At 40.2% G+C, this 12,876-nt stretch carries 13 protein-coding genes; 5 read left to right on the top strand and 8 right to left on the bottom strand.

The genetic code is table 11. The features are described from left to right. Positions 1-59: 59 nt before the first annotated feature. The 3 genes from F957_RS11390 to F957_RS11400 all read right to left on the bottom strand — a co-directional run bounded on the left by F957_RS11390 (position 60) and on the right by F957_RS11400 (position 4,796). On the bottom strand, positions 60-2,222 hold the full coding sequence (locus F957_RS11390) for a malate synthase G (protein WP_016539916.1): 2,163 nt from the start codon (positions 2,220-2,222) through the stop codon (positions 60-62). Positions 2,223-2,512: 290 nt separating this feature from the next. Continuing rightward, positions 2,513-3,658, bottom strand: a complete 1,146-nt coding sequence (gene zapE / locus F957_RS11395) for a cell division protein ZapE (RefSeq protein WP_016539915.1) — start codon at positions 3,656-3,658, stop codon at positions 2,513-2,515. A 118-nt stretch (positions 3,659-3,776) separates the two neighbouring features. Then, positions 3,777-4,796: an AraC family transcriptional regulator gene (locus F957_RS11400; RefSeq protein ID WP_016660316.1), complete on the bottom strand. Its 1,020-nt coding sequence runs from the start codon at positions 4,794-4,796 to the stop codon at positions 3,777-3,779. A 155-nt stretch (positions 4,797-4,951) separates the two neighbouring features. On the opposite strand from F957_RS11400, the gene F957_RS11405 reads away from it, so the two are divergent. Then, on the top strand, positions 4,952-6,466 hold the full coding sequence (locus tag F957_RS11405) for a flavin-containing monooxygenase (RefSeq protein WP_016539913.1): 1,515 nt from the start codon (positions 4,952-4,954) through the stop codon (positions 6,464-6,466). Positions 6,467-6,666: 200 nt separating this feature from the next. After that, positions 6,667-7,893, top strand: coding sequence for a multidrug effflux MFS transporter (locus tag F957_RS11410; protein ID WP_016539912.1), 1,227 nt, complete (start codon positions 6,667-6,669; stop codon positions 7,891-7,893). Between the two features lie 34 nt (positions 7,894-7,927). Here the strand turns inward: F957_RS11410 and F957_RS11415 are convergent, their stop codons facing one another. After that, positions 7,928-8,497, bottom strand: coding sequence for a TetR/AcrR family transcriptional regulator (locus F957_RS11415; RefSeq protein ID WP_016539911.1), 570 nt, complete (start codon positions 8,495-8,497; stop codon positions 7,928-7,930). Between the two features lie 215 nt (positions 8,498-8,712). On the opposite strand from F957_RS11415, the gene F957_RS11420 reads away from it, so the two are divergent. Further along, positions 8,713-9,630 carry a LysO family transporter gene (locus F957_RS11420; protein WP_016539910.1) on the top strand — a complete coding sequence of 306 codons (918 nt, stop codon included), beginning with the start codon at positions 8,713-8,715 and terminating at the stop codon, positions 9,628-9,630. A 16-nt stretch (positions 9,631-9,646) separates the two neighbouring features. On the opposite strand, the gene pyrF is transcribed toward F957_RS11420, so the two are convergent. Both pyrF and F957_RS11430 read right to left on the bottom strand, forming a co-directional pair. Next, the gene (gene pyrF / locus F957_RS11425) at positions 9,647-10,327 is read right to left on the bottom strand and encodes an orotidine-5'-phosphate decarboxylase (protein ID WP_016539909.1); all 681 of its coding nucleotides are present in this window, start codon (positions 10,325-10,327) and stop codon (positions 9,647-9,649) included. Between the two features lie 112 nt (positions 10,328-10,439). Further along, positions 10,440-10,988, bottom strand: a complete 549-nt coding sequence (locus F957_RS11430) for a helix-turn-helix domain-containing protein (protein ID WP_016539908.1) — start codon at positions 10,986-10,988, stop codon at positions 10,440-10,442. Positions 10,989-11,077: 89 nt separating this feature from the next. On the opposite strand from F957_RS11430, the gene F957_RS11435 reads away from it, so the two are divergent. Beyond that, complete coding sequence (locus tag F957_RS11435; RefSeq protein WP_016539907.1) at positions 11,078-11,734, top strand: AzlC family ABC transporter permease; 657 nt, start codon at positions 11,078-11,080, stop codon at positions 11,732-11,734. Beyond that, complete coding sequence (locus tag F957_RS11440; protein ID WP_016660315.1) at positions 11,731-12,057, top strand: AzlD domain-containing protein; 327 nt, start codon at positions 11,731-11,733, stop codon at positions 12,055-12,057. Before F957_RS11435 ends, F957_RS11440 begins: the two co-directional genes overlap by 4 nt. An 84-nt stretch (positions 12,058-12,141) precedes the next feature. Here F957_RS11440 and F957_RS11445 read toward each other — a convergent pair whose 3' ends face one another. Together F957_RS11445 and F957_RS11450 are read right to left on the bottom strand one after the other, a co-directional pair. Then, positions 12,142-12,507 (bottom strand): lipopolysaccharide assembly protein LapA domain-containing protein, encoded by a 366-nt coding sequence (locus tag F957_RS11445; RefSeq protein ID WP_016539905.1) that lies wholly within the window; start codon positions 12,505-12,507, stop codon positions 12,142-12,144. Positions 12,508-12,521: 14 nt separating this feature from the next. Further along, a complete protein-coding gene (locus tag F957_RS11450) occupies positions 12,522-12,824 on the bottom strand; it encodes an integration host factor subunit beta (RefSeq protein WP_004653854.1) in 303 nt (100 codons plus the stop codon). Positions 12,825-12,876: the final 52 nt, after the last annotated feature.

Below are 12,876 nucleotides of genomic sequence, written 5' to 3'. Positions count from 1 at the left end.
AATTATAAAAAAAGAGGTATCTAATAAATAGATACCTCTCATTTGCCTAACAGGCGATCTTAATCACCTGTATAACCTTTTAATTTTAAACGCGCAGCATGTAACAATGGCTCTGTATAACCAGATGGCTGCTCTGCACCTTTAAAGATCAAGTCAGAAGCGGCTTGGAATGCAATACCATCAAAGTTTGGTGCCATTGGTGTATACAATGGATCATTGGCATTTTGCTGATCAACGATCACAGCCATACGCTTAAGTACTTCTTCAACTTGCGCACGCGTTACGATACCGTGACGTAACCAGTTTGCAACGTGTTGAGATGAAATACGTAAAGTAGCACGGTCTTCCATTAAGCCAACGTTATTAATGTCTGGTACTTTAGAACAACCAACACCAAGATCTACCCAACGAACCACATAACCCAAGATCCCTTGACAGTTATTTTCAAGTTCGTTGTTTAACTCTTCTGCAGACCAGTTTGTTTCTGGTGCAAATGGCGGCGTTAACAAGTCATCTAAAGTCAGCATGTCTTCAGCAGCCAATACATCTTGACGTGCTTTTACATTGATTTGATGGTAGTGCAATGCATGTAGTACTGCACCTGTTGGTGATGGAACCCACGCACAAGTTGCACCTGCATTTGGATGTGCAGTCTTTGTCGCCAACATATCTTTCATGCTGTCTGGTTTCGGCCACATGCCTTTACCAATTTGCGCTTTACCTTGTAAACCACATGCTAAACCAATGGCAACGTTACGGTTTTCGTAAGCAGCAATCCATTTTTGTGTTTTAACCGCTTCTTTACGCACAACTGGTGCAGCTTCCATAGAGGTATGGATTTCATCACCCGTACGGTCCATAAAGCCTGTGTTAATGAAAATGGTACGGTCTTTCGCAGCAGCGATACAGTTTTTCAAGTTCACAGAAGTACGGCGTTCTTCGTCCATGATCCCGATTTTGAGTGATTTTGCCGGTAAGCCAATCGCTTGTTCAGCACGCTCAAACAATTCAACTGCAAATGCAACTTCTTCTGGACCATGCATTTTCGGCTTAACGATATACATTGAACCTTTACGAGAGTTTTTGTTCTCGTTTTGACCACGAATATCAGCAACTGTGAGTAAAGGTGTCACTAAAGCATCCATAATGCCTTCGAACACTTCTTCACCGTCAACCAAGATTGCTGGGTTAGTCATTAAGTGGCCTACATTACGAAGCAACATTAATGAACGACCGTGTAATGTCGTTGTACCACCAATCAGATTCTGTACAGTACGATCTTTGTTCAAGGTACGAGTAACAGTTTTACCATTTTTCTCGATTGACTCTTGCAAGTCACCTTTCATTAGACCTAACCAGTTACGGTAGCCTTCCACTTTCTCTTCAGCATCAACCGCTGCAACCGAGTCTTCCAAATCTTGAATTGTGGTTACTGCAGCTTCAAGAGTTAAATCTTTAACGCCCGCCGCATCTGTTTTACCAATTGGACTGTTTGCATCGATTTCGATAATCACATGCAAACCATTATTTAATAAAACAATCTCAGTTGGACTTGCAGCTTCACCGTTAAAACCAACAAATTGTGATTCATGTGCCAAAGAAGTTGTTGAACCATCTTTTAACGTTACAGCTAAACCGTTATTCACCACAGCATATTGAGTTGCATCCGCATGCGAACCTTGAGCCAATGGGAACGTTTGGTTTAAGAAATCTTTTGCGAAAGCAATAACTTTATCACCACGAACTGGGTTATAACCTTTGCCTTTCTCTGCACCACCTTCTTCAGAAATAACGTCTGTACCATACAGCGCGTCATATAAAGAACCCCAACGTGCATTGGCTGCGTTTAAGCTATAACGCGCATTACGCACAGGTACAACCAGCTGTGGACCAGCCAATAATGCGATTTCTTCATCCACATTTTCAGTTGTTACTTGGAAGTCAGCAACTTCTGGTACGAGATAACCAATTTCAGTTAAGAATGCCTTGTAAGCATTTAATTCAAATTTATTGTTGCGATGCCATTCATCAATCTTTGCCTGAAGTTCATCACGCTTAGCCAATAATGCTTTGTTCTTTGGGCTAAGGTCGACAACGACTTGCTCGAAGTTCTTCCAGTAAGTTTCACTCTCTAAACCAGTACCTGGTAAAGCTTCATTTTCGATGAAATCGTAAAGTTCTTTAGCAATCGCTAGCTTGCCTTTTTGAATACGTACAGTCATTGTCTTTCCTGATGGTGCTAACTTTTTATAACAAGAATTCTAGTATACTGATTTATACTAGCCTGAATAGTAATATCACATTCCTAAATAGTAAGCATTTTCCCCATTAGAAGTATTGACAAACATATTTTTTTATACCTATCAAAATATCAAATGATGTGTGCTTCTTGTCTAGTTATGCAACATACTCCCTTTTTCAAACTCATCTAGTTATAACAAAATTCGACCAAGAATAAAGCCTTATCCCTATAAGTTTATAAAAAAAGGCATTCCGAAGAATGCCTTTTCATTTATGAAGTCTGTGCGACCTGAATTTGTCGATGCTCCGAATGTAGATAATCATCCGATTGCATTTCTAATAAACGTGAACGCGTCCGTTCAATTTCAAATGCTAATTTCTCGCCTTCATATAGATCAATAATTGAATCTTCTGAAGTGAGAATCAATTTTACCCCGCGGTCATAGAACTCATCGACCAAATAAATAAAACGGCGTGTTCCTTCAGACAAGAAATCGGTCAAATGCGGAACATTACTGACCAAAACGGTATTGTAAATGTTGGCGATTTCAATAAAGTCTGCTGGGCTCCGAGGCTTAAAGCATAGTTCTGAAAACTCACACCACAATACGTCTTCAGTATGACCTAAGGTTTCCACCACACGATTATTGATCATAATCGGTGAATTAGATTGAGTCTGTGTTTGGGTTAATGCTTTAAAACGACCAGATAACCACGCTTGTGCATCATCGGTTAATGGATATTTAAATAATTGCGCTTGCTTCAATACACGCAAACGGTAATCCACGCCTGCATCTACATTCAAAATGGTACAGTTCTTTTTGACCAATTCAATTGTTGGGATAAAGCGATCACGGTGAATTCCGTTTTTGTATAGACCATCTGGTGCAATGTTCGATGTCGCAATCAAAGTAATGCCGCGCTCGAATAGCTTTTGGAATAGATCACTCAAAATCATCGCATCAGTCACGTTCGATACGAAAAATTCGTCAAAGCAAATCACAACGGCATCTTTATAAATTTGATCTGCAACCAAATCCAAAGGGTTACGTTGACCAGAAAGTTTATTCAACTCTTTATGGACGTGTTGCATAAAGTGATGGAAATGCATGCGTGTTTTACGGCGGAATGGTACCGATTCATAGAATTGATCCATTAACCACGTTTTACCACGGCCGACACCCCCCCACATATAAACGCCCTTTGGATAGGTTTGACGACGGAAACGTCGAAACGCTTTCTTAGATGCTTTATAGCGAGTGAGTAACTCTTTCCATACTCGATCCAACTCTTGCACAGCTTGTGCTTGAGCCTCATCTGGCATGAATTGTCCTGACTCAAGTGCTTGAGCATAACGCTCAGCAGGTGATGTTGGGATATATGCAGTGCTATGTGAGTCTGGTTTAGAATTTGACATAAGGTGTTATTGCAATTTTAATTGATGAAAATTATATCGAACATTCTGTTCAATGGCATTAGATTTTAGGCTTAATTATCATAGAGTTTAAACATCAAAATGTACCATTTTTAATCATTTAATGATTTCGATGATATTGCCTTGGACTCAATCCAAACCACCTTTTAAAGGCATGATTAAACGCAGCGGGCTCAGAATACCCCAACATTTCGGCCACCTGTTCAATCGAATAAGAACTGTTTTCAATAAACTTTATTGCCTTCTGTTTGATCAGTTTTTCACGAATTTCTTTATAGCTGGTCTGCATTTGCTGCAATTGATGTCTTAACGTTCGTTCAGGAATACTCAATGCACAGGCGGTTTCCGCCATGGTTGGCATGACCCCATTTTGCATTTCAAGATAATCCTGCACATACTCAACAATAGTTAATTTAGCTGCCGCACTTTTCTCTAAATGTTGAATATCCTGTAGGCATTTTTCTTCATAAATGCGATACGTCAAAATATCAGCAGAGGGTATTTTTGTATTCAAAATTTGGGTATTTTCTAAAATGAAGGCCGCTTGCGCACATCCAAATTTGACATCCAGCCCATAATAGTCTTGATAAGCAGCAAGTAAACCCAGATCTTTAGGTCGCTGAAATGGCAATTCAATCTGAATTTTAGGTACCTCTAAGCCCATCATTTTAAAAATATCTTGTAAGAACTTATAGGTACCTGAAATCTCACACTGCGCCCTGAGTTGGCCGAGATGCATGCTTAAATCAATGGGTTGATAGAACAAATAGATCAGATTAGTTTCAATCTTTAACTGCAGCGACCCAAAGAGATGAGTTAACTGCTGAAATTGAACACCATTGAGTAAAGCACGATGCAACGTATCACTGGTCACCAATAACATCAGAAATGGACCATAACCAGCCAATGCATAATGTTGTCCGATGAATAAGCCTTGTTCAGGTGAGATATCCTGACTAATATGCTGCAAAATATCCCATTCAATTTCATCAGGGATAATCGAGCTTGGATCTAATGCATCGGCCTGTATTCCCATATTCGCTAAACGCGCGTCCACATCAATGCCGACATGTCGCATGCCTTGAATTAAATACATCAATCCGAGGATAGATCTTTTCATAAGTCCGAATGCGATGCTCAAAACTTTAATGTTTTACTATAAAAGCATGCACAAATGAATTGCCGAAATGATCAAGTTTTGCGTCTATACAATCATATTTAATCTCGCTAAAACCGTTAAACTTGCACAAAATTTAGCTGTGTAGGACATAGACTATGCGTGATGAAACCAAAAATGCGATTCAAAAAACAAAAGTTGCAATTATTGGTGCAGGCTTTGGTGGTTTAGCAATGGCGATTCGACTATTGCAAAGTCAAATCAATGATTTTGTAATTTTAGAAAAAACCAACGATGTTGGTGGTACATGGCGCGAAAACCAATATCCTGGCGCAGCCTGTGATGTTCAATCACATATGTATTCGCTTTCATTTGCACCAAAGACCGACTGGTCAAAGCGTTATGCCGAGGCAGATGAGATCTTCACCTATATTCAAGATATTACTGAACAATATAAATTAAAAGACTACTGTCAGTTCAATCATGAAGTTACTCATGCTGAATTTGATGAAAGCCGTAATCTATGGACTTTGACTTTCAAAGATCAGCCAACACTAGAAGCACAATTTGTTATTTTTGCATCTGGCCCACTGCATGTACCACAAGTTCCATATGTTAAAGGTATTGAAAAGTTCCAAGGCAAAGTGTTCCATTCATCACAGTGGGACCATGACTACGACTTAACAGGTAAATCTGTTGCATCGATTGGAACTGGCGGCAGTGCGATTCAGTATATTCCTGAAATTGCACCCGAGGTAAAGCAGTTATATGTATTACAACGGACTGCAGCTTGGGTGATTCCTCGTGATGAACGCAAATATTCTCAACTGAGCAAATCATTATTCAAAGCCTCAAATATCTACCGTCAGATTCACCGTACCCGTTTGTACTGGACCAATGAATCTCGTGTTGTTCCGATTGTTCAACCTCAGATCATGAAATACGGTCAAAAACTGGCTGAAGCCTTTATTCGCTTCCAAGTCAAAGATAAAGAACTCGCAAAAAAACTGACACCAGATTTTGTCATGGGTTGTAAACGTATTTTGATTTCAAATAAATACTTTCCGACTTTCAATCGTAAAAACGTTGAATTGGTGACAGATGCTATTCAAGAAATCACAGCCAATAGCATCATCACAAAAGATGGCAAAGAACGTCAAATCGATTGTTTGATTTACGGGACTGGCTTCATTACCGACCCTCGTATTTATCTAAAACATTTCGATTGTGTTGGTCGTCATGGCATAGAACTGAAACAAGCCTGGAAAGATGGTGCTGAAAGTTACTATGGTATTAGCACCAAGAACTTCCCGAATTTATTCCAGTTATTAGGCCCTAACACCATTCTTGGTCATAACTCAGTGATCTTCATGATTGAGTCTCAGGTGAACTACATTCTACAGTTGATCCAAACCGTTGATAAAACAGGCACTCAAGCGGTTGAGATCAAGCATGAAGTTCAAGATCAATTCAATGAGCGTGTTCAAGATCAGTTGAAAGGAACCGTATGGCAAGCAGGTGGCTGTAGCAGTTGGTATCAAGCAGCAGATGGTAAGAACTTTTCTTTATGGCCAACCTACACATGGCGATATTGGTTAGAAACCCGTAAAGTAAATGTTGCTGATCATAATTTTATCAACACAGCAACGCATGCAAAAAATAATGCCGCTTAAGCTGAAATAGCTGAACTCCTCCTAATATCAAGAACACCTTTGAACGCTCAAAGGTGTTTTTTATTGCAACGCGTTATGGACCTGATTTAAATCTCCCTGTTCTTCCCTATGCAAAACCTAAGTAATCATGCTAATATTTTAACTACCTACCGTTAGGTAGTTAAAATAAATATTGTTTCCCTCGAAAGAGTACACAAAACATGAACGCTGCTACCCACATCACAAAGATCAGTTGGTCTTTACTGCTGTTACTCTCCCTTTTTACCGCCTTAGATGCACTGGCAATTGATATTTATTTGCCTGCGTTTCCACTGCTTGCAGAGAGTTTTGCAACTTCACCAGGTCATATACAACTCACACTCTCGGTGTTTCTCATTGGACTCGCAATCGGTCAAGGATTATACGGCCCATTGCTTGAGCGTTTTGGCCGACGTAAACCCCTACTGATTGGTATCGCAATATTTATTCTGGGTTCATTATTGGCTGCAATTGCACCAAGTATTGAATGGCTGCTGGCAGCACGCTTCATGCAAGCCATTGGTGCATCTGCGGGCTTAGTCGTGCCAAGAGCAATTATTTCTGATGTCTGTGATGCCAAAACCAGTGCCAAAAACTTTTCTATTTTGATGCAGGTCATGATGATTGTACCCATCATTGCCCCCTTGTTTGGAAGCCTGATCTTACGGATCGGCTCTTGGCATTTGATTTTCTATACTCTGGCTGCACTAGGAGCCATTCTCTTGTTATGGGGTAATCACGCCATCCCAGAAACCCTAAAGCCTCAATATCGTCAACCACTCCAATTTGCAGCGATTCGAACAAGCTATCAAACACTTGCCCTAAATAAAGGCTTTATGGCTTATACCTTGGCAGGCGGTTTTATCTTGGGTGGTTTTTTTGTTTATCTGAGCCAATCACCATTTATTTTTATCCAGCATTATCATATTCATAATGAAAGTTTTAGCAGCCTATTTGCAGCCAACGCCGTAGGCTTGATTATCCTTGGACAAGTTTCAATCCTGTTATTAAAACGATGGACAGCGCAGCAATTATTGGTACTGGGCATGTGTATATTTAGTGGCGCCAGTTTCATTCTAATGCTCGGTGTCAGTTTCTATCATTTAAGTTTATGGCAATACATTGTGCTGCTGGGACTGAGTATCTGGTCCACAGGTTTTATTTTTGGTAATTTGACTGCACTGACCATGCAACAAAGCCCTCAACATTTAACCGGCGCAGCCTCATCCTTGATGGGTCTACTACAATATGCCTTTGCTTCGCTAATTGGCTTTATCGTAAGCCTGTTTGAAATTAACATCAGCCTGCTTCCAGCCAGTCTATTCCTTTGCGGAATGATTGCACTGGGCTTATGTATTTATGCAGCACTTAGACAAGCTGACACATTTTCGACAATGGAAACAGAATAACAAATCTCATGCACTGGTCAGCAATTGATTACCATTAAGGGCTGATCAGAACATCTAAGGTTTTGAGAATGGCATCCAGTCGAAGCCTGAACTTATCTCGACCTCCGTAGATCAATTCACTTTGTAAGGCATCGACAAAGCTCATACAGACCCGCGCCAAAACTATACTCTCCAGTTGGTGCTTGTTTTCCTTCAAAACCGACTGTTGTATTGCCTGTAAAAATACCTGTTCCAATTCAGCCATAAAGATATGCATTGGCTCAATCACCTGATCATATAAATGTACAGGTGGACTAATTAATGCATTCATCCAGAACTGAACCCCATAAGAGGCATCAAAGCGTTGTTCAATACTCATAAAGTAAGCATGTAATTGCTGCTGAATTCCAGTACCACCTTGCAGAACGGTTTGAGCATGCCCCAACTCCTCATCAATCATAATCGGGATCAAGCTCAGATACAGTTCATCTTTATTTTTAAAATGTGCATAAATTGAAGGCTTTTTAATGCCAACATCGGTCGCTATTTCATTTAAGGAGGTTGCGGCAAAGCCTTGTTTTGCAAAACGCTCCAAGGCAAATTTTTGAATCTTAGCTGCTGTCACAAATCATTTACCTCTATGTCTTACAAAAGTATATTTCAGCCCACATGATATTCATAGCTGCATAATAACAATGAAGTGAATCAACCACGTTAGCTGCTTCTCATATATTTAAATGCATTTTTATTGCAAAACATTCTATATCAAGTGATATATAAATCTATCCAAGTATCAGATTTCCCTGCATAATAAATCAGCACTATAAACACTCTGATTGTATGACCTCTTTTGTTTTGATCTTCCAAATTTTTGTCTGCATTAGCTTAGGCTATTTTGTTGGACCACATTTGTCACAGTCAATAAAACAATTTGTATTTAAAATACTACCCTATTTTTCTTATATTTTACTGATTAGTGTCGCATTTGAGCTGACTCAAGCCTTAAATCACGTTCAAAATCCTGCTGCTATTCTACCGCCAGCGTTACTGATTGCATTTACCACCTCAATTGGTTCATTTTTTATTTGCTTGATCACTTACAAACTGATTGATCGCCAAAGTGTACAAGGAAAGATTTCCCTGCACCTATTTCTCAATGCACTCAAGAATATTGCCAAAGCATTTTTGGCTTTGGGCGTTGGTATTCTATTGGGCATCGTGGTCAATAGTGCTGGTTTAGCGATTAGCTTTAATAGTTGGTATTTATTGTTGATCTTTATCTTTTTGATTGGGATCGAACTGGCCTTCACTCAATTTGATCGTAGCTGGTTGAGTTGGAGAATTCTACTCGTGCCTATCGCGGCTTTTGTCGGCTCCTGCTTAGCTGCAATCTTTAATTATTTTATTCTATCCAATCATTACAGCTTAAATGAAGTCATGGCCTTAGCCCAAGGGTATGGCTGGTACTCCATGTCAGGGATTCTATTTACTGAATTACACTCCGCCAAGCTCGGCGGTATAGCACTGTTAACAGACTTATTTAGAGAGATTTTTGCAATTTTATTAATGTATTGTTTGGGTTGGCGCTTTCCGCGCTCTGCAATTTCAAGTGCTGGTGCAACCTCGATGGATGTCACACTTGCCATGGTCAAACAATCATGTGGTACGCATTACGTACCACATGCAATGATGAGTGGATTGATTCTATCTCTCCTCGCACCATTGCTCATCAGCTTATTTTTGAGTCTAAAGTTCTAGACCAAGCCAAACCCAATTAGATCGAAGCCAAAATTGACTTTAACATCTCAGTTGGGTTTTCAGCTTTGGTGATTGGACGACCGATAACCAAATGCGTTGAACCATCCAGCATGGCTTGTTTAGGGGTCACAATACGCTTTTGGTCATCGGCATTTGAACCTTCTGGGCGAATCCCTGGTGTAACCAAAGCAAAATCTTGTCCTAATAGTTCACGAAGAATTTTCGCTTCTTGTGCTGAACAAACGACACCATCCAAACCACTTTCCTGAGTGAGTTTCGCTAAACGCTTTACCTGCTCAACTGGTTCGATATCTAAGCCAAGATCACGTAAATCTTCACAGCCCATTGAGGTCAAAACCGTCACCGCAATCAGCTGGGTTTGATAATTTCCAGCTTTCAGACGCTCAACACAGGTTTCCATCATTTTACGACCACCAGATGCATGCACGTTGACCATCCACACCCCAAGGTCTGCTGCAGCACATACCGCCTGAGCCGTCGTATTTGGAATATCATGGAATTTTAAATCTAGAAAAACCTCAAAACCCTTGTCTTGCAAGTTTTTCACAATGGATGGACCTTCATGCGTAAACAGCTCTTTACCCACTTTAACACGACAAAGTGACGGATCTAGCTGATCAACAATTGTTAAGGCGTCATATTGGCTTTTTGCGTCTAGGGCAACAATAATACTCACGAATCTAGTTCCATCACATAAAAATCGAGTAATTATAAAGTGATTCAGCGTATGAACAAAGCAAGAAAACCAGCATATTGAAAAAAAGCTTTACCAACCAACTCAAACATCCTTATCTTTGCTCTGAGATCAAAATCGCTCGCGTATTCGGTTCCAGTGCTTCAAAAATATGCGCTTGATCAGCTGGATAACAAATATAATCACCCTCACTCAGCAGCACAGGTTCCGAAATCAAGCCAACCTTAGCCTTGCCTTGCATAATAATAATATGCTCAATGCTGCCAATTGAATGGGGCTGACTACAGCGCGGCTCACCGGGCTGGGTGACCAAGATATACACATCCCGTCTAGCACCTGTAGGACAATTGGCCAATAAAATCGCTTGATAATGAGCAATCTCGGATGAAACCGAAGGCCCTTCGCCAAAGCGAATCACTTGCGTTTGTGTGATATTACTTTCCATCAACTTTGCGAAAGGAATATCCAAAGCCACACACAAGGCCCATAAGGTTTCCAGACTCGGGTTGCCTTGTGCCGCTTCTAATTGTGACAAAGTCGATTTCGCAATTCCTGCGCGGCGAGCCACTTCTGCCAAGGACAGCCCTGCCTTTTGTCTTTCTCTTTGTAAGCCTTTAGCAACAATTTCAATTGGCAATGCCATATTTCACCATAAAAAACGAATGTTCGTTTTGACGAACGATATAAATTTAATCTATTATATCGTACGTTCGTTTGATATAGAAAAGAAAGATGCAAGATATAGAGCGATTTAACCTCATCAAAGCCATTAGTCTCATTTCTATTGCGACAGGAATAGTCGGAATTTCACTCGGTTCAGTTGCAGCAAGCTTTGATGTACCCATGTGGATTCCCATATTGCTTTCCTTGACCGTATTGGCTGGAGCGGCTGAATTTACGTTCATTGGTATGATTGCGACAGGTGCGAATCCTATTTTTGCCGCATTGACTGGCATATTGATTAATCTACGTCATCTTCCATTTGGTTTATCCGTCGCGACATTTATTGAGAAAAATGCATCTCGTTTTATCGCTTGTCACATCATGAATGATGAAAGTGTGATGTTTGGACTAAGCCAACACAATGATCAAGCCAAGAAATGGGCGTATTGGATGTGTGGATTAGGGATTTGCATTCTTTGGCCAATTGGTGTGTTTATTGGTTATCTGCTTAGTAAAAATATCCCTGATATTTATGTCTTCGGTATTGATGCCGCATTTCCCGCCATTCTTTTTGCTTTAATCTTGCCGATGCTCAAAAATAAAACCACACGAAATCGAGTATTTCTTGGCACGACATTGTCTTTAGCATCTATCCCCCTACTACCAACAGGTTTACCTGTTCTCGTATCAATGCTTGGTCTGTTGCTAAAAGGTAAATCAAAATGAAATATAGTGAGAGTTATATCTTCATAGGGATTGTCATACTTGCACTGGGCACGTATCTCATTCGCTATTCAGGATTCTATTTAGCTGATCGTATAACGTTTAGAGAGCATCACAAACAACTTCTCGCTGATTCTGCTTGTGTTCTTCTATTTACCTTAGCCATATTCAATACACTTTTTTCTGAAACTCATTTTAGTGGAATGAGTAAAATCGTGGGCGTTGCTGTAGCCCTTATCTTTGCTTGGAAGAAATATTCACTGATCGTGGTTATTCTTGTGGCGATGCTGATCACTGCAAGCCTGAGATACCTCGGCATTCCTTAAGGCAAAAAAATAGCCCTTTATTAAAAGGGCTATTTTTATTCGCTATAAAACGTTAACAGTTAATCGCGCAGAAAATATTCTTAATTACAGTGGTGTACGTGTTTGACTCTCTGGATGAATATCCAGCACTGTTTTTTCATGTCTGACACTTGCAGCAGCTTCTGCGGCAGCCTGTTGTGCAAGCTGGATCTGCTCTTTACGCAGATGGTCAATATCTTTACGAAGACGCTTAATTTCCCAACTGGTTTGGAACACTCGGAAAACTTGCACACCGAGAAGCAAACCAACCACCACACCTAAGACTAAGGTCAGTAAAAGCAATAAGCCCAAACGCATTGCTGGAACTTGAGTAAATAGTAAATCTACTTGCAACTCAGCTGGGTTTTGAAGCACTAAAGCAAGCGAATAACCAAATATGGCAACGAGTAATGCAATTAATACATAACGCATAAACACCTCAATTCTTATTCGGCAGATTCGTTTACTGCGTCACGAAGTGCCTTACCAGGTTTAAAATGTGGGACTGCCTTTGCAGCGACATCTACAGACTTACCAGTTTTAGGATTGCGCCCTAAACGTGGCTCACGGTGATGTAATGCAAAACTACCAAAACCACGGATCTCAATACGATCGCCGCTTGAAAGGGCTTCAATCATTTGATCAATCATAATCTTAACTGCATCTTCAACCAAAGGCTCAGCTAAGTGTGGGTTTTTAAGTGCAATCCGTTCAATTAAATCAGATTTATTAAGTGCTTCAGTAGTCATTGATGACCTCTTTAATTATTGCTACTTTCCAATGTTTTTAATAATAACCTGT

It is taken from the genome of Acinetobacter gyllenbergii CIP 110306 = MTCC 11365 (assembly GCF_000413855.1).
Taxonomy (GTDB): Bacteria; Pseudomonadota; Gammaproteobacteria; order Pseudomonadales; family Moraxellaceae; genus Acinetobacter; species Acinetobacter gyllenbergii.
Note: the sequence above shows the minus strand (reverse complement) of the source record. Positions and strands in the feature narration are given on the sequence as shown.

Coding starts and splice junctions, on each gene's coding strand:
- F957_RS11390 (WP_016539916.1), bottom strand. CDS start 2,222: ATGACTGTACGTATTCAAAAAGGCAAGCTAGCGATTGCTAAAGAACTT.
- zapE (WP_016539915.1), bottom strand. CDS start 3,658: ATGTCAAATTCTAAACCAGACTCACATAGCACTGCATATATCCCAACA.
- F957_RS11400 (WP_016660316.1), bottom strand. CDS start 4,796: ATGAAAAGATCTATCCTCGGATTGATGTATTTAATTCAAGGCATGCGA.
- F957_RS11405 (WP_016539913.1), top strand. CDS start 4,952: ATGCGTGATGAAACCAAAAATGCGATTCAAAAAACAAAAGTTGCAATT.
- F957_RS11410 (WP_016539912.1), top strand. CDS start 6,667: ATGAACGCTGCTACCCACATCACAAAGATCAGTTGGTCTTTACTGCTG.
- F957_RS11420 (WP_016539910.1), top strand. CDS start 8,713: ATGACCTCTTTTGTTTTGATCTTCCAAATTTTTGTCTGCATTAGCTTA.
- F957_RS11430 (WP_016539908.1), bottom strand. CDS start 10,988: ATGGCATTGCCAATTGAAATTGTTGCTAAAGGCTTACAAAGAGAAAGA.
- F957_RS11435 (WP_016539907.1), top strand. CDS start 11,078: ATGCAAGATATAGAGCGATTTAACCTCATCAAAGCCATTAGTCTCATT.
- F957_RS11440 (WP_016660315.1), top strand. CDS start 11,731: ATGAAATATAGTGAGAGTTATATCTTCATAGGGATTGTCATACTTGCA.
- F957_RS11445 (WP_016539905.1), bottom strand. CDS start 12,507: ATGCGTTATGTATTAATTGCATTACTCGTTGCCATATTTGGTTATTCG.
- F957_RS11450 (WP_004653854.1), bottom strand. CDS start 12,824: ATGACTACTGAAGCACTTAATAAATCTGATTTAATTGAACGGATTGCA.